The following is an 18,773-nucleotide window of genomic DNA, read 5'->3' on the forward strand; positions in this document are numbered from 1 at the left end:
CGCCCCCGGTGGCGGCCCCCGGCGCCGCATCGTCCCGCTCTCCAAAGGACTTCACCCATGACGGACCTGCACCACAAGCCCGCACCGGCGTCCTCCCTGCCGCGGCAGGCCGGCCCCGCCGCCGACACGCCGGAGAGCGGCGCGGCCCCGGCGTATCCGACGCTCGGCGAGCTGTTCGCCGCCTGGGTGGCCCGCACCCCGGACGCACCGGCCCTCACCGACGGCCGACGCACCTGGACCTACCGTGAACTGGCCGCCCGTGCCAACCGGTTGGCATTACACCTGACCCGGCGGGGAGCGGGCCCGGACCGGGTGGTCGCCCTCGTGCTGCCGCGCTCGATGGAGCTGATCGCGGCGGAGCTGGCCGTCGCCCGAGCGGGCGCCGCCTTCCTGCCCGTGGACCCCGCCTACCCCGCCGAGCGCCGCGCGCTGATGCTCGCCGACGCCGCGCCCACCGTCACCCTCGACGATCCGTCCGCGGTCGGCGAGCTGCTGGACACCGGGGACGGCGCGGAGCCCGGGGCCGGGACCCAGCCCGACGCCGACCACGCCGCCTACGTCATCTACACCTCCGGCTCCACCGGTACCCCGAAGGGCGTGACGGTCACCCACCGCGGCATCGGCGGCTTCACCACGGCCGCCGCCGAACGGTACGCGGTGGGCCCCGGCGACCGCGTCCTGCAGTTCTCCTCGCCGAGCTTCGACGCCTCGGTCCTGGAGCTGTGCGTCTCCGTGCTGTCCGGCGCCACGCTCGTCGTACCGCCGCACGGCCCCTGGCTGGGCGACGAACTCGCCGCGGTCCTGGACGAACACCGCATCACCCACGCCCTCATCCCGCCGGCCGCGCTGGCCACCCTGCCCGACCCCGCGCAGGGGACCGCCCGCCACCTGCGCACGCTGATCGTGGGCGCGGAGGCCTGCCCGGCCGGGCTCGTGGACCGCTGGGCACCCGGCCGCCGCATGATCAACTCCTACGGTCCGACCGAGGCCACCATCGTCGCCACGTGGACCGGGCCGCTCACCGCCGGCCAGGGCACCCCGACGATCGGCGGTGCCCTGCCGCACACCCGGGTGCACGTCCTCGACGCCGCGCTGCGTCCCGTACCGGCCGGTGCGGACGGCGAACTGTTCGTCGGCGGCGACGCGGTGGCCCGCGGCTACCTGGGCCGGCCGGGGCTGACCGCCGCCCGCTTCGTCGCCGACCCCTTCGGCCCGCCCGGCGCCCGGCTGTACCGCACCGGGGACCGGGTGCGCTGGACCGCCGACGGGGAACTGGAGTTCCTGGGCCGGCTGGACCGGCAGGTGAAGATCCGCGGCTTCCGCGTCGAGCCGGGCGAGATCGAGGCGGCCCTGCGCCGGGCCGGCGCCGGAACCCTCGGCGAGGCGGTCGTCGTGGTGCGCGAGGACACGCCGGGCCACCAGCGCCTCGTCGCCTACGTCACCCCGGCCGGAGCCCCGACGTCCGCCGACTCCCGGCCCGCCACCGCCGCTCCCGTCGGCACCGGCGACAGCCCGCAACCCCCCGAACACCCCCTCGATCCCGCCGCCTTGCGGGCCGCACTCGCCGCCGCGCTGCCCGCCCACATGGTGCCCTCGGCGATCGTCGTACTGGAGCGGATGCCGCTCACCCCGCAGCACAAGATCGACCGGCGGGCGCTGCCCGCTCCGGAGCGCTCGGCCGTGGCCGGGCACGTGGCCCCGCGGTCGCAGCGGGAGCGGGCTCTCGCGGCGATCTGGGAGCAGGTGCTGGGCGTCGCGGCGGTCGGGGTGACGGACGACTTCTTCGAGCTGGGCGGCGAATCGATCCTCGCCGCCCGCGTCCTGGCCCGGATCCGGGAGGAGCTGGGCGTCCGGCTGACGGTACGGGACGTGTTCACCGCGCGGACGATCGCCGCCCTGGCCGCGCTGCTGGACGACCCGTCGGCCGCGGCACCGTCCGAGCCGATCCCGCCGGCCCCCGACGAGGCCGTCCTGCCGCTGTCCAGCGCCCAGCGGCGGCTGTGGTACCTCGACGACCTCACCGCGGGCGGCACCGAGTACAACACCGGGGTGTCCCTGCGGCTGCGCGGCCCCCTGGACCCGGACGCGCTGCGCCGCTCCCTGCGCCGCCTCGCGGCCCGCCACGCCTCCCTGCGCACCACCTTCACCACCGTCGACGGCCAGGGCGCCCAGCGTGTCGCGGCGGAGCCGGAGCTGCCCCTCGCGACCGCCGACCTCACCGGCGTACCCGACGCCCGCCGCGCCGAGGCCGCCGAGGCGCTGCTCACCGAGGAGCTGCGTCGTCTCTACGACCTGGCGGCCGGACCGCTCACCCGGGCCCTGCTGGTCCGCCTGGCCGCCGAGGACCACCTGCTGCTCCTGGCCCAGCACCACATCGTCACCGACGGCTGGTCCGTGGGCATCCTCACCCGCGAACTCGCCGCCCTCTACCACGCGGAGACCACCGGCGAGCCCGACGGCCTGCCGCGGCCCTCCGTGCAGTACCCGGACTTCGCGGTCTGGGAGCGCCGGCAGCGGTCCGGCGACGCGGACACCGCCGACCTTGCCTACTGGAAGCGGCACCTGACCGGCCTCCAGCAGCTGGAGCTGCCCACCGACCGGCCGCGTCCCGCCGTGCGCACCACCGCCGGAGCCGCCCACCGGCACCCGCTCCCCGCCGAGTTGGTGACCCGGCTCCGGCAGCTGGCCGCGGGCCGCGGCACCACCGTGTTCACCCTGTTCGCGGGCGCCTCCGCGCTGCTGTTCTCCCGCTACTCCGGGCAGCGGGACGTCGCGTTCGGCACCGTCACCACCGGCCGCGGCCGGCGGGACCTGGAGGACGTGCCCGGCTTCTTCGCCAACACCGTGGTGCTGCGCGGCGAGGTGGACGAGCGGGCGACCGTGGACCGGTTCGTGGAGAGCATGCGCACGACCGTCCTGGACGCCTTCGCGCACGACGGGGTGCCGTTCGACCGGGTGGTCGAGGAGCTGGCCCCGCCGCGCGACCCGAGCCGCACCCCGCTGGTGCAGGCGCTCGTGGTGCAGCAGACCGCGCTGCCGGTGCCGCCGCTCTCCGGCGGGGTGCGGATCGCCGAGCATCCGCTGCCCCGCCCGGCCGCCCGCTTCGACCTGGTCCTGGAGTTCACCCCGGACGCGGACGGCGGCTGCGTGCTGACCGCCGAGTTCAACACGGACCTGTTCGAGGCGGCGACCGTGGCCCGCCTGACCGCCCATCTGCACCGCCTGCTGGAGGGCATGGCGGACGGCCCCGGCCGCCTGCTCGCCGAGCTGCCCATGCTGTCCGCCGAGGAGCAGCGCACGCTGGTGGACACCTGGAACCCGCCCGCCCGCCGGTCCCGGGACGGCCGGCACGCCACCCTGCCCGACCTGTTCCGCGCCCAGGCGGCCCGGACCCCCGACCGCACCGCCGTCGTCTGCGGCCCCGCCCGGCTGGACTACGCCGAGGTGGCCCGGCGCGCCAACCGGCTGGCCCGGCTGCTCCTCGCGCGCGGCGCGGGCCCGGAGACCCTGGTCGCGCTGTGCCTGCCGCGCACCGCCGACCTGGTGCCCGTGATGTGGGCCGTGCTCACCGCCGGCGCCGGCTACCTGCCCGTCGACCCCGCCTACCCCGCCGAACGCGTCCGCTTCATGCTCGCCGACGCCCGGCCCGCCCTGGTGATCGCCACCCGGGAGACCGCCGCCGCCCTGCCCGCGGACTGCGCACCGCTGCTCCTGGAGGACTGCGCCGACCCGGCCGTGCCCGACACGGACGTCACCGACGCCGACCGGCCCCGGCCGCTGCTGCCGGACCATCCCGCCTACGTCATCTACACCTCGGGTTCCACCGGCCGCCCCAAGGGGGTCGTGGTCACCCACCGCACGGTCGCCGCGCTGGCCGCGTGGGCGGCGGAGCGGTTCGGGGAGCAGGGGCTCGGCCATGTGATCGCCTCCACCTCCCTCAACTTCGACGTCTCCGTCTTCGAGCTGCTCTGCCCGACGACGGCGGGCGGCACCGTCGAGGTGGTCGCCGACCTGCCGGCCCTCACCGACGGCACGGGCCCTGGGCGGGCCGGGCTGCTGAGCGGGGTGCCGTCCGTCGTCTCCCGCCTGATCGCGGGGGGCACGGCACCCGTCACCGCGGACACCGTCGTGCTCGCCGGAGAGGCCCTGCCCGCGCAGACGCTGCACGATCTGCGCGCCGCGCTGCCCGGCTGCCGGATCGCCAACATCTACGGGCCCACCGAGGCCACCGTGTACGCCACCGCCTGGTTCGCCGGGGACCGGCTGCCGGAACAGGCGCCCCCCATCGGCGAACCCGTGGCGCTCACCCGCGCCTACGTCCTCGATCACGCGCTGCGCCCCCAACCGGTCGGCGTCACCGGCGAGTTGTACCTCGGTGGCGGCGGGCTGGCCCGCGGCTACCTGAACCGGGCAGGCCTGACCGCCGCGCGGTTCGTCGCCGATCCGTTCGGCGCGCCCGGGGAGCGCATGTACCGCACCGGCGACCTGGTGCGCCGCCGTGCCGACGGCGTGCTCGAATACGTGGGCCGCATCGACCAGCAGGTCAAGGTGCGCGGCTTCCGCATCGAACTGGGCGAGGTGGAGGAGGCGTTGCGTCGCTGCGCCGGCGTCGCCGAGGCCGCGGCCGCCACCACCACGGACAGCGACGGCCACCGGCGTCTGGCCGGCTACGTCGTCCCGGTCGCCGGCGAACGGGTGGAACCGGAGGCCGTACGCCGGGAACTGGGCCGCACGCTGCCCGCCTCCATGGTGCCCTCGGCCGTCGTCGTGCTGGACGCCCTGCCGCTGAACCCGAACGGCAAGCTCGACCGCGGCCGGCTCCCCGACCCGGGCCCCGCCGTCCGCGCCGTACGGCACGTCGCGCCCCGCACGCCCACCGAGCGCGCCCTCGCCGCGATCTGGGCCGAGGTGTTGCGCGCCGAACGCATCGGCGTCGACGACAACTTCTTCGAGCTCGGCGGCGACTCGATCCTCAGCATCCAGGTGGTCGCCCGCGCCCGGCAGGACGGCCTGCCGCTGAGCTCGCGAGACGTCTACCGGCACCAGACGGTCGCCGCCCTCGCCCGCTGCGCGGACGCCGCCCGGGGCCCGCGCGAGGCCGCCCCCGCACCGGAGGCGGCCACCGGCCCGGCCCCTCTGACCCCCATCCAGCACTGGCTGTTCGGCACGGCCGCCGGGCGCGCCGGCCACTTCGCGCAGGCACTGTCCGTCCAGGTGCCCGACGACGTGGACCCGGCGGCGCTGGAGGACGCGCTGAACGACCTGGTCGCCCACCACGACGCCCTGCGCTCCCGCTTCGTCCCCGGCGACGCCGCCACCGGGATCCGCTGGCACATCGAGGACCGGGCGCCCCGCGTGCGCCTGGCCCGGCACACCGGCCCGGACCCGGACACCCCGCACTTCGGCCCCTTCGACCTCGCCCGGGGGCCGCTGCTGCGGGCCGTCCTGCACGACCGGGGAGCCGGCCGGCCCCGCGTCCTGCACCTGGCCGTGCACCACCTGGTGGTCGACGGGGTGTCCTGGCGGCTGCTGCTGGACGACCTGGACCGCGCCTACCGGGCCCGCCGCGCCGGCGAGGACGGCCCTGCCGCGCTGCCCCCGAAGTCCTCGCCGCTGCGCGCGTGGGCCCGCAGACTGAACGCCCACGCGGCCGACGGCGGCTTCGCCGACGAGCGGGAGTACTGGGCCCGGGAGGTGCCCGGCGCCGAACCCGCCCTCCCCGCCGACCTGCCGGGCGGCACCAACACCTACGCCTCGCAGCGCGCGGTCACCGTGCGGCTGAGCCCCGAGGACACCGCGGCCCTGCTGCGCACCCTGCCCGACACCTACCGCACCCAGGCCAACGACGTCCTGCTGAGCGCCCTCGGCCGGGCGCTGTGCGCCGGGACCGGCCGGGACCGGGTGGTCGTCGACGTCGAGGGGCACGGGCGCGAGGAACTCTTCCCCGAGCTGGACACCAGCCGCACGGTCGGCTGGTTCACCACCCGCCACCCCGTCGCCCTCGCCGTCCCGGAGGACGCCGGCTGGGACACCGTACTGAAGCAGGTCAAGGAGCAGCTCCGCGCCGTACCCCGGCACGGCCTGGGCCATGACGCGCTGCGGTACCTCGCCGGGCCGGGGGAGGCGGCGCACACCGCGGCCGCGCAGATCAGCTTCAACTACCTGGGCCGGATGGGCCTGCCGGAGGACGGGGACGGCCTCTACCGGGGCACCGTACGCCCGCTGGAGCTGGACGCCGATCCGGCGGCCGAGCGCCCGCACGCCCTGGAGGTCGTCGGACACCTCGACGGTGACGCCCTGGAGTTCACCTGGTTCTACTCGGACCGGCTGCACCGCCGGGACACGGTCACGGACCTCGCCCGGCGCTTCGCCGACGCGCTGGCCGGACTGGCCCGGCACGCCACCCGGCCGGGAACCGCCGGGCGCACCCCGTCCGACTTCCCGCTGGCCCGGCTCGACCAGGCCGCCGTCGACCGGATCACGGGCGCGGACCCGGCGGCGGTGGCGGACGTCCACCCGCTCACGCCCACCCAGGCGGGCATGCTCTTCCACGGCCTGTCGCAGGACGACCGCGGGGTCTACTTCCAGCAGCTGACGTTCGACCTGGACGGCGTGCCCGACCCGGCGGCACTCGCCGCCGCCTGGCAGCACGTCACCGACCGCACCGAGGTGCTGCGCGGCCGCGTCGTCTGGCAGGACGTACCCGAGCCGCTGCTGGTGGTGCAGCGCCACGCGACCGTGCCCGTCACCCACCTGGACTGGCGGGACCTGACGGAGCGGGAGCGCCGTGCCCGGCTGGACGACGTGCTGGCCCGGGACCGTGCGGAGGGCCTCGACCTCGGCCGGGCCCCGCTCCAGCGGCTGCTCCTCGCCCGCGTCTCCGACACCTCGGTGCGCGTGGTGTGGTCCTTCCACCACCTGCTGCTGGACGGCTGGAGCCTGTTCCAGGTGCTCTCGGACGTCTTCGCCCGGCACGCGGGGACCGGCGCCGACGCCCTCCCGGACCGGCCCCCGTTCGCCGACTACGTGGCCTGGCTGCGGCAGCGCGACCCGGCCGCCGCCGAACGGCACTGGCGGCACCGCCTGACCGGCCTGGCCGAGGCCACCCCGCTGCCGTACGACCGTGAGCCGCGCGAGGCCCACCGCGCCGAGTCCACCCACGCGGTCAGGTCCACGCTGCCCGCGGCCGCCACCCGGGCCCTGGAGGAGCTGGCGCGCGCCTCCGGCCTGACCCTGAACACCCTGGTGCAAGGCGCCTGGGCGCTGCTGCTGGCCCGGCAGGCCGGCCGGGACGAGGTGGTGTTCGGCACCACCGTGTCCGGCCGGCCGCCCGAGCTGCCCGGCGCCGACGCCATGACCGGCCTGTTCATCACCACCCTGCCCACCCGGGTCCCGGTCCCCGCCGAGGGCACCCTGACCGACTGGCTGCGCGCGCTCCAGCACGACCAGAGCGAGGACCGGCGCTTCGACCACCTGCCGCTCACCCGGATGCGCACCTTCACCGAACTCCCCGAACAGGTCGGCCTGTTCGACAGCATCGTCGTCTTCGAGAACTACCCGGTGGACGACGACCTCGCCGCCGCCCACGGACTGCGCCTGAGCGGCCTGGAGGGCGTCGAGACCACCAACTACCCGCTCAGCCTCACCGCCTACCCGGGGCCCGAGCTGACCCTGCGCCTCGGCTACGACCCCGACCTGTTCGACGCCGGCACCGCCGAGCGGATGGCCGAGTACCTGACCGTGCTGCTCACCCACCTGCCCGCCGGCGCCGGTCGTCCGCCCGCCCGGCTCCCGCTGCTCGCCCCGGACCGCCGCGAGCAGGTGCTGCGCGCCTGGAACGACACCGGCACGGACCTCCCGGACACCACCGTCGCCGACCTGTTCGCCGCGCAGGTCCGCCGTACCCCCGACGCCGTGGCCCTGGAGGCCGGCGACCGGCACCTCACCTACCGCGAACTCGACGCGCGGGCCGGCACGCTGGCGGCGCGCCTGGCCGGGCTCGGGGTACGGCCGGAACGGCCCGTCGGCGTGCTCATGGACCGGTCCGTGGAGCTGGTCGTCACGCAGCTGGCCCTCGTCCGCACCGGCGGGGTGTACGTGCCGCTGGACGGCAGGGCACCGGCCGAGCGGCTGCGCCGGACGCTGGCCGAGGCCGGCGCCGGGCTGCTGCTCACCGACGCCGGCTGGGCGGACACGGCCCGGGAGCTGCTGCCCGGTGACGGTGTGCTGCGCGTCGACGACACCACCGGCGCGGACGGCCCCGCGCCCGTCCACACCGTGCACCCCGACAACGTCCAGTACCTGATGTTCACCTCGGGCTCCACCGGCACCCCCAAGGGTGTCGCCGTGCGCCAGCGGGACGTCGTCGCCCTCGCCCTGGACCGGTCCTTCACCGGGCACGACCGGGTCCTCGTGCACTCACCGCACGCCTTCGACGCCGCCACCTACGAGGTGTGGGTGCCGCTGCTGCGCGGCGGCACCGCGGTGCTCGCCCCGCCGGCCGACCTGGACGCCGCCCAGGTCCGCCGCGCCGTCACGGAACAAGGCGTGACCTGCCTGTGGCTGACCGCCGGGCTGTTCCGCCTGCTGGCCCAGGAGGATCCCGGCTGCCTGCGCGGCGCCCGCGAGGTGTGGACCGGCGGCGAGGCCGTGCCGGGCGCCGCCGTACGCCGGGTCCTCGACGCCTGCCCCGGCCTGACCGTCGTGGACGGCTACGGCCCCACCGAGACCACCACCTTCGCCACCCGCCGCGTCTTCCGCTCCGGCGACCCGCTGCCCGCCGTGCTGCCCATCGGCCGCCCGCTGGACAACACCCGCGTGTACGTCCTCGACGCCGCCCTCCAGCCGCAACCACCGGGCATCCCGGGCGAGTTGTACATCGCCGGCGCGGGACTGGCGCGGGGCTACGCGGGCCGGCCCGCGGCGACCGCCGCCCGCTATGTCGCCGACCCCTTCGGGCCGCCCGGCACCCGGATGTACCGCACCGGCGACCTCGTGCGCTGGAGCACCGACGGCGAACTGCACTTCGTCGGCCGTGCCGACGACCAGATCAAGATCCGCGGCTTCCGCGTCGAACCCGCCGAGATCGAGGCCCGGCTCACCGCCCACCCCGCCGTCGCCGAGGCCGTCGTCTCCCTCTACGAGGACGCCGGCCGCAAGCGGCTCGCCGCCCACCTGGTACCGGCCGGCGGCGCCGGCGTGCCCACCGCATCCGAGCTGCGCGCCCATCTGGCGGCCGGCCTGCCCGACTACATGCTGCCCGCCGCGTTCGTCACCGTGTCCGAGCTGCCGCTGACCGCCAACGGCAAGGTCGACCGGCGGCGGCTGCCCGCCCCCGACTGGTCGGCCGGCGGCGACCGGGCCCACCGCGCCCCGCGCACCGAGACCGAGCGGGTCCTCGCCGCGATCTGGGCCGAGCTCCTCGGCGTCGAACGGGTCGGCGTGGACGACAACTTCTTCACCCTGGGCGGCGACTCCATCCTCAGTATCCAGGTGGTCTCCCGGGCCCGGGCCGCGGGGCTCACCCTCACCCCGCGCGACCTCTTCCGGCACCCCACCGTCGCCGAACTGGCCGCCGCCGGCGGCGATGCCGCGCCCGCCGTCGCCGGCACCGGGCCGGTCAGCGGACCGGCCGGCCTCACCCCGATCCAGCACTGGTTCCTCGACCCGCGGCCGGCGCACGCCGGGTTCTTCAACCAGTCCGTCGTCATCGAGGCCGCCGGCCCGGTCGACGAGGACGCCCTGCGCCGCGCCCTCACCGCCCTGTGGACCCACCACGACGCCCTCCGCGCCCGGTTCGCCCTCGCCGGCGACGGCTCCTGGAGCCAGGACATCGCCGCCGACAGCCCGGTCCCGGAGCTGTTCCAGGTCCACGACCGGCAGGCCGAGGAAACCGTCACCGCGGCGGCCCACGCCGGACTCCGGCTGGAGACCGGCCCGTTGTTCACCGCGCGCCTGTTCACCGCCGACGGCACCCGGCCCGCCCGGCTGCTGCTCGTCGCCCACCACCTGGTGGTCGACGGCGTCTCCTGGCGGATCCTGCTGGAGGACCTGGAGACCGGCTACGCGCAGGCCGCCGCCGGGCAGCCGGTGCGGCTGCCCGCCCGCACCACCTCCGTACGGGAGTGGACCCGCCGGCTGCGCGAGCGCGCCGGCACCTTCGCCGGCCGGCTCGACTTCTGGGAGCGGGCCGCACGGCACTGCGCCGACCCGCTCCCCGTGGACGGCGACGGCGGCACCACCATGGCCGACGTCCGCGAGGTGACCGTACGGCTGGACCGCGACCGCACCGACGGCCTGCTGCGCCGCGTCCCCGGCGTCTACCGCACCCGCGTCGACGACGTCCTGCTCACCGCGCTGGGCCGGGTCCTCGCCGACTGGACCGGACGCGACACCGTCGCCGTCGGCCTGGAGGGACACGGCCGCGAGGACCAGCTGTTCGAGGACGTCGACCTGTCCCGCACGGTCGGCTGGTTCACCTCCCTCCACCCGGTCGCCCTGACCGTCCCGGCGGGGGACTGGGGCACCGCCCTGAAGGCGGTGAAGGAGCAGCTGCGGGCCGTACCCGACCGGGGACTCGGCTACGGCGTCCTGCGCCACCTCGCCCGCGACCCCCGGCTCACCGCCGCGCCCGCGCCCGGCATCACCTTCAACTACCTGGGCCGCTTCGACTGGTCCGCCGACGGCGGCACCCTGATCGGGGCGGTGCCCGGCGGCCTGGGCGGCGCCGAGGCGCCCGGCACCGAGCGGCCGCACCTGCTGGACGTCGTGGCCCGGGTGGAGGACGACCGGCTGGAGATCACCTGGTACTACGGCGCCGGACGGCACCGCGAGGAGACCGTCACCGCGCTCGCCGAGGGTATGCTGCGGGCCCTGACCGACATCGTCGCCCACTGCGCCCGCCCGGACGCGGGCGGCCGTACCCCGTCCGACTTCCCGCTGGCCCGTCTGGACCAGGCGGCCGTGGACCGGATCGCCGGCAACGGCCGTGACGTCGCCGACGTCTACCCGCTGACCCCGATGCAGGCGGGCATGCTCTTCCACAGCCTGCTGGACGCCGACAGCCGCACCTACGTCAACCAGGTGCAGCTCGTGCTGTCCGGCGTGACCGACCCGCACGCCCTCGCGCAGGCCTGGCAGCACACCGCCGACGCCAACCCGGTGCTGCGCACCGGCCTGGTGTGGCAGGAGACCCCGGAACCGCTCCAGGTCGTCCGGCACCGGGCCACCGTGCCCGTCACCCACCACGACTGGTCCGGATGGCCCGCCGAGCGGGGCGCGCGCGAGCTGGACCGGCTGCTCGACGAGGACCGGCGGGCCGGCATCGACCTCGGCTCGGCGCCCCTGATGCGGCTGACGCTGATCCGGCTGGCACCGGACCGGGTCCGGCTGGTGTGGACCTTCCACCACGTCCTGCTCGACGGCTGGAGCGCCGCCCAGGTCTTCGACGAGGTGTGCGAGCGGTACGCGGCCCTCACCTCAGGGCGCCGCCCGCAACCGCCCGAGCGCAGGCCCTTCGCCGACTACCTGCGCTGGCTGTCCGGGCGGGACACCGACCGGGCCGAACGGTACTGGCGGGAGGCCCTCGCCGGTTTCCAGGCGCCCACCGAACTGCCCCGGGACCGGCGGCCCGCCGAGGCCCACCGCGCCTCCTCCTCCGGGTCGGTGCGCACGACCCTCGGCCCGGAGGTCTCGGCGCGGCTGCGGGAGACCGCCCAGCGGGCCGGGCTGACCCTCAACACGGTCCTCCAGGGCGCGTGGGCGCTGCTGCTGTCCCGCTACGGCGGCGGTGACGACGTGGTGTTCGGTACGACCGTCTCCGGCCGGCCCGCCGAACTCCCGGGCGTCACCTCGATGGTGGGCCTGTTCATCAACACCCTGCCCACCCGGGCCCGCGTCGACGGGTCACGCCCGCTGCTGGACTGGCTGCGCGACCTCCAGGCCGCCCAGTCCGAGGCCCGCCGCCACGACTTCGTCTCGCTGGCCCAGGTCCAGTCCTGGAGCGAAGTACCGGGCGGCACCGGCCTGTTCGACTCCATCGTGGTCTTCGAGAACTACCCGTTCGACGAGGGCGCGCTGGCCCGGCACGGCCTCGCCATGGAACAGGAACGCGACCTGGAGCCCACCAACTACCCGCTCAGCGTGGTCGTGGCGCCCGGCGACACCCTGGACGTGCACCTCGACTACGACCCCGCCGCCTTCGACGCCACGACGGTGCGCGCGCTGGGCGAGAGCCTGCGCGCCCTGCTCACCGGCATGGCCGCCGACCCGGACCGCCGGCTGGCCGAGCTGCCGTTGCTGGACCCGGCCGCGGGGCGGGCCCTGGTGGACCGGTTCGGCGGACGGCAGGCCGAGGCACCGTACGACACCCTCCCCGAGGCGTTTCGCCGGCAGGCCGGGAGCACCCCCGACGCCCCGGCCGTCCGGCACGGCGACACCCGCCTCACCTACCGCGAACTCGACGCCCGCTCCAACCGGTTGGCGCGGCTGCTCATCGCCGCCGGCGCCGGACCCGAGCGCTTCGTCGCCCTCTGCCTGCCCCGCACCGCCGACCTGCTCGTGGCACTCCTCGCGGTGCTCAAGAGCGGCGCCGGCTATCTGCCCGTCGACCCCCAGTACCCGGCCGAGCGGGTCGCGTTCCTCTTCGAGGACGTACGGCCCGACGCCGTGATCACCGCCACGGAGACCGCCGGGCGGCTGCCCGAGGGCCCGTTCACCCGGATCCTGCTGGACGAGGACCCGGCCGCCGGCGTACCGGACACCCCGGTCGGCGACGGCGAACGGCACACCCCCCTGCTGCCCGGCCACCCCGCCTACGTCATCCACACCTCCGGCTCCACCGGCCGGCCCAAGGGCGTGGTCGTCAGCCACGCCTCCGTGCTGGCACTGACCGACTGGGCGGCGGCCGAGTTCGGCGGCCGGGGCCTGCACCACGTGGTCGCCTCCACCTCGCTCAACTTCGACGTGTCGGTCTTCGAGATCTTCTCGCCCCTGCTGTCCGGCGGCTGCGTGGAGGTCGTCCGCGACCTGCTGGCCCTCGCCGAGCGCCCCGGGCCCTGGCGCGCCGGACTGCTGAGCGCGGTGCCCTCGGCCCTGGACCGGCTGCTCGCCGAGGACGCCGTCCGCATCACCGCGGACACCGTCGTCCTCGCGGGGGAGGGGCTGCCCGCCCGGACCGTCCGCCGGGTCCGCACGGCGATCCCCGGCAGCCAGGTGCACAACATCTACGGCCCCACCGAGGCCACCGTGTACGCCACCGCGTTCACCTGCGACCCGGCCGACCCCGACCGCGACCCGCCGATCGGCCGGCCCCTCGGCGGCGCCCGCGCCTACGTCCTGGACGAGCGGATGCGCCCGGTGCCCGCCGGCGCGCCCGGCGAGCTGTTCCTCGCCGGGACCGGCGTCGCCCGCGGCTACCTGCGCCGGCCCGGCCTGACCGCGAGCCGCTTCCTGCCCGACCCGTTCGGCCCACCCGGCAGCCGCATGTACCGCACCGGCGACCTGGTCCGCTGGACGGCCGACGGCGACCTCGTCTACCTCGGCCGCGGCGACGACCAGGTGAAGGTGCGCGGCTTCCGCATCGAACTCGGCGAGGTGGAGGCCGCGCTGGCCCGCCACCCGGCGGTGGCGGCCGCCGCGGCCCGGGTGCTCGAACACGCGGGCCACCGCCGCCTGATCGGCTACGTGGTGCCCCGCACCCCGGCCCGGTCCGACGCCGCCGCGCCCGACCTGCCCGACACCGCCGAGCTGCGGGCCTTCCTCGCCCGCAGCCTCCCCGACCACCTGGTCCCGGCCCTCGTCGTCCCGTTGGAGCGGCTGCCGCTCGGGGCCACCGGGAAGCTCGACCGGCGGGCGCTGCCCGTACCCGAGTGGGCGGCGCCGGGCACCGGCGAGGCCGGCCGGCCGCCGCGCACCGAGGCCGAGCAGACCCTCGCGGCCATCTGGTCGGAGGTGCTCGGCGTGCCCGAAGTCGGCGCCGACGACAACTACTTCACACTCGGCGGCGACTCCATCCTCGGCATCCGGATCGTCTCGGCCGCGCGCCGGGCCGGGCTCGCGCTGACCCCCCGGCACCTGTTCACCCACCAGACCCTCGCCGAACTCGCCGCCGCAGCGGAGCGCGTCCCGGTCGGCGCGGTCGCCGCCGAACAGGGCCCGGTGACCGGCGACGCCCCGCTCACCCCCGTCCAGCACTGGCTGCTGGACACCCTCACCGGCGACCCCGCGCACTTCAGCCAGACGGTCGCCTACGAGCTGGCCGCCGACCCCGACGAGAACCTGCTGCGGGCCGCCCTGGCCGCCGTACTGGAGCACCACGACGCGCTGCGGCTGCGCTTCGAGCGGGACGGGGACGGGCGGTGGCGGCAGTACGGCACCGCCCCCGGCGCCGAGCCCCCGCACCTGGAGGTGCACCGGCGGACGGCGCCGCGGGCGGCGGCCGAGGCCCTCGCCGCCGGCTTCGATCTGGCCGCGGGGCCGCTGCTGCGGGCCGCGCTGTGCCGGCCGGACGACGGCGGCCGGCCGGTGCTGCTGCTCGCCGCCCACCACCTGGTGGTGGACGCCGTCTCCTGGCGGCTGCTCCTGGAGGACCTCGACACCGCCTACCGGGCGCTGCGGGACGGCGAACGGCCCGCCCTCGGACCCAAGAGCACCTCGTTCCGGGACTGGGCCCGGCGGCTCGCCGCACACACCGAGGCGGGCGGCTTCGACGCCGAACTCGCCCACTGGCAGGGCCTGGACGCCGACACCGCGCTCCCCGTGGACCACCCGGGCGGCACCAACACCGTCGCCGACGAGGAGAGCGTGACCGCCGGCCTCGACGCCGAGGAGACCCGCCGGCTGCTCCAGGACGTGCCGGACGCGTACCGCACCCGCGTCAACGACGTCCTGCTGTGCGCGCTGGGCCGGGTCCTGGCCCGCTGGACCGGCCGGGACCGGGTGGCGGTGACCCTGGAGGGCCACGGCCGCGAGGACCTGTTCCAGGACACCGACCTCGCCCGCACGGCCGGCTGGTTCACCGCCGTGTACCCCGTCGCCCTGGACGTGCCCCGGGAGGCCGGCACCGGCACCGTGCTCAAGGCGGTCAAGGAGAACCTGCGGGCCGTACCGCACGGCGGACTCGGCTACGGCGCGCTGCGCTTCCTGCACCCCACGGCCGGCCGTCAGCTGCCCGGTCTGCCGCCGGTCTGCTTCAACTACCTGGGCCGGCCGGACGGGAGCCCCGCCCCGGGCGGTCTGCTGCACGCACCCCACGGCGGCCTCGCCGGCGGCATGGACCGCTCGGCGGACCGGCCGCACCTCCTCGACGTCCTCGGCCAAGTGACCGACGGCCGACTGGAGTTCACCTGGTCGTACAGCGGCGCGGTGCACCGGCGGGAGACCGTCGGCCGTCTCGCGGCCGAACTGACCGAGGAACTCCGTGCGATCGTCCGGCACTGCGCCGAACCCGGCGCGGGCGGCCGTACCCCCTCCGACTTCCCGCTCGCACCGCTCGACCAGGCGGCCGTCGACCGGCTCGTCGGCAACGGCGCGGACGTCACCGACGTGTATCCGCTCACGCCCACCCAGACCGGCATGGTGATGCACGGCCTGGACGAGGCCGAACACGGCCTGTACGTCGAGCAGATCACCTTCGTGGCCGACGGCGCCGACGACCCGGGGACCCTGGCCGCCGCCTGGCAGTACGTCGTCGACCGCACCCCCGTGCTGCGCACCTCCGTCGCCCTGAACGGCGTACCCGTGCCGCTCCAGGTCGTCCACCGGACCGTGACCCTGCCGGTCACCGAGCACGACTGGAGCACGCTGCCGGCGGACCGGCACGAGGCGGAGCTGGAGCGGCTGCTCGCCGACGAGCGGGCCCGGGGCCTCGCCCTGGACCGCGCCCCGCTGCTGCGGCTCGCCCTGGTCCGGCTCGGCCCGGACGCGGTCCGGGTGGTGTGGACCTTCCACCACGTCCTGCTGGACGGCTGGAGCGTCTTCCACGTCCTGTCCGACGTCACGGCCGCGCACGCCGCCCTCGCCCGCGGCGAGCGGCCCCGGCTGCCCGAGCGCAGGCCGTTCGCGGACTACGCCGCCTGGCTGGCCGCCCGGGACGCCGGCCCCGCCGAGGAACACTGGCGGGGCGCGCTGGCCGGCCTCGCCGCGCCGACCCCGCTGCCGTACGACCGCCGGCCCGCCCCGGGCACCACGGCTCGCTCCGGCACCTGGCTGTCGCAGCGGCTCGGCGCCGAACAGACCGCGCGGCTCCAGGAGTTCGCCCGTCGGCACCGCCTCACCCTGAACACGCTGGTGCAGGGCGCCTGGGCGCTGCTGCTGGCGCGGTGGAGCGGGCAGCGGGAGGTGTGCTTCGGCACCACCGTCTCCGGCCGGCCCGCCGACCTGCCCGGCGCCGACACCGTCACCGGCCTGTTCATCACCACCCTGCCCGCCCGGACCGCGGTCGACGGCGACGCCCCCTGCGCCGCCTGGCTGCGCTCGGTGCAGGAGGCCCGCGCCGAGGACCGCCGGCACGACCACCTGCCCCTGAACACCCTGCACTCCCTCAGCCGCCTGCCCGCGGAGACCGCGCTCTTCGACAGCCTGGTGGTCTTCGAGAACTACCCGGTCGGCGACGCGACCGCGGGCGCGCACGGGCTCGCCCTGCGCGACCTGGACGCCCGGGAGGCCACCAACTACCCCCTCACCGTGGTCGTCTCGCCCGGCGACCGGCTCGCCGTCGAACTCGGCTACGACCCGCGGTACTTCGACGCGGTCACCGCCGCCTCCCTGGCCGGACAGCTGCTGCACACCCTGCACACGCTGGCCGCCTCCGACGGCACCGCCCGCCTCGACGACCTCGACCTGCTGCCGCCCGGCGAGCGGGACCGGCTGCTGCACGGCCCCGCCCGCCCGGCGCTCGGCCCGGTGCCCCCGGCCACCCTGCCCGCCCTGATCGAGGCCGCCGTCGACCGGTGGCCGACCGCCCCCGCGCTCGGCGCGCCCGGCACGCTGCTCACCTTCGCCGAGGTCGAGGCGAAGGCCAACCGGCTGGCGCACCGGCTCATCGCCCGCGGCGCCGGACCCGGCGGCCTCGTCGCACTGCTGCTGCCCCGCTCGGCGGACATGGTGCTGGCGCAGCTCGCGGTGGCGAAGGCGGGCGCCGCGTTCCTGCCCGTCGACCCCGCCTACCCCGAGGAGCGGATCGCCCTGATGCTGGGCGACGCGGCCCCCGCCCTCACCCTCGACGCCAAGGAGGTCGCCGGCCTGCTCGCCGCCCCGCCGGACGACGTACCGGGGCACCGGCCCGGCGACGGCGACCGGACCCGCCCGCTCGACCTGGACGACCCGGCCTACGTCATCTACACCTCCGGTTCCACCGGCACCCCCAAGGGCGTCGTCGTCACCCACCGCGGACTCGCCGCCTTCTCCGCCGCCGAGGCCGCCCACTACCAGGTCGGCGAGGGCGACCGGGTGCTGGCGTTCGCCACGCCCAGCTTCGACGCCTCCGTGCTGGAGCTGTGCACGTCCCTGCCGCACGGCGCCCGGCTGGTCGTACCCCGGCCCGGTCCGCTGCTCGGCGCCGAACTGGCCGACACCCTGCGGGCCGAGCGGATCACCCACACCCTGCTGCCGCCGGCCGCGCTCGCCACCCTGCCCGCCGACACGCCCGGCACCCTGCCCGACCTCAAGACGCTGATCGTCGGCGCCGACGCGTGCGGTGCCGAACTCGTCGCCCGCTGGGCCCCGCACCACCGCATGGTCAACTCCTACGGCCCCACCGAGGCCACCGTCGTCGCCACCTGGTCCGCCCCCCTGGAGGCGGACGGCAGCGCGCCGCCCATCGGCCGTCCGCTGCCCGCCACCGGCGCCTACGTCCTCGACGCCCGGCTGCGGCCGGTCCCCGACGGCGTCGCCGGTGAACTGTGGCTCTCCGGGCCCGCGCTGGCCCGCGGCTACCTCGGCCGGCCCGGACTGACCGCGTCCCGGTTCCGCGCCGACCCGTTCGGGCCGCCCGGCACCCGCATGTACCGCACCGGCGACGTGGTGCGCCGCGACAGCGGGGGCGAACTGCACTACCTGGGCCGCACCGACCACCAGCTGAAGCTGCGCGGCCACCGCATCGAGGCCGGCGAGGTCGAGGCGACGCTGGCCCGCCATCCGGGCGTGCTGGACGCGGTGGTGACCGTACGCGAGGACGAGCCGGGACAGCCGCGGCTGGTCGCCCACCTGCTCACGGCCCCCGGCGCGCAGCCGCCCACCCCGTCCGAGCTGCGGGCGCTGGCCGCCCGTTCGCTGCCCGGCCCCATGGTGCCCTCGGCGTTCGCGGTGCTGGACCGCTTCCCGGTCACCGAGAACGGCAAGACCGACCGGGCCGCCCTGCCCGCCCCGGCGCCGGCCGAGGAGCGGGCCCGGCCCGAGTACGTGGCACCCCGCACCCCGGCCGAGGAGGCGCTGGCGGCCATCTGGGAGGAGACCCTCCAGACGGCCGTGGGCGCCGAGGACGACTACTTCCTGCTCGGCGGCGACTCCATGCGCGCCCTGCTCATCGCATCCCGCGCGAACGACGCGTTCGGCGTCACGCTCACCCCCCGCGACGTCCTGCTCTCCCGCACGGTGGCCGCCCTGGCGGAACTCGTGGAGGAACAGGTGCTGAGCGAACTGGAGGACGCCGCGTACGGCGACCCCGACGCCGAAGGCGGCCCGTACGGCCCCGACGCCGCAGGCGACGCGAACGGCCCCGACTCCGAAGACGCCGCGTACGGCGGCCACGACCACGAACGGTGAGGATCCGACGA

Annotated in this window: 1 protein-coding gene; it reads left to right on the forward strand. The window is 76.6% G+C overall.

Features of this window, described 5'->3' with window-relative positions; translation table 11 throughout:
- The first annotated feature begins 57 nt into the window (after positions 1-57).
- On the forward strand, positions 58-18,762 hold the full coding sequence (locus tag ABZ923_RS11560) for a non-ribosomal peptide synthase/polyketide synthase (protein WP_361469901.1): 18,705 nt from the start codon (positions 58-60) through the stop codon (positions 18,760-18,762).
- The last annotated feature ends 11 nt before the right edge of the window (positions 18,763-18,773 follow it).

It is taken from the genome of Streptomyces sp. NPDC046881 (genome assembly GCF_040645015.1).
Taxonomy (GTDB): Bacteria; Actinomycetota; Actinomycetes; order Streptomycetales; family Streptomycetaceae; genus Streptomyces.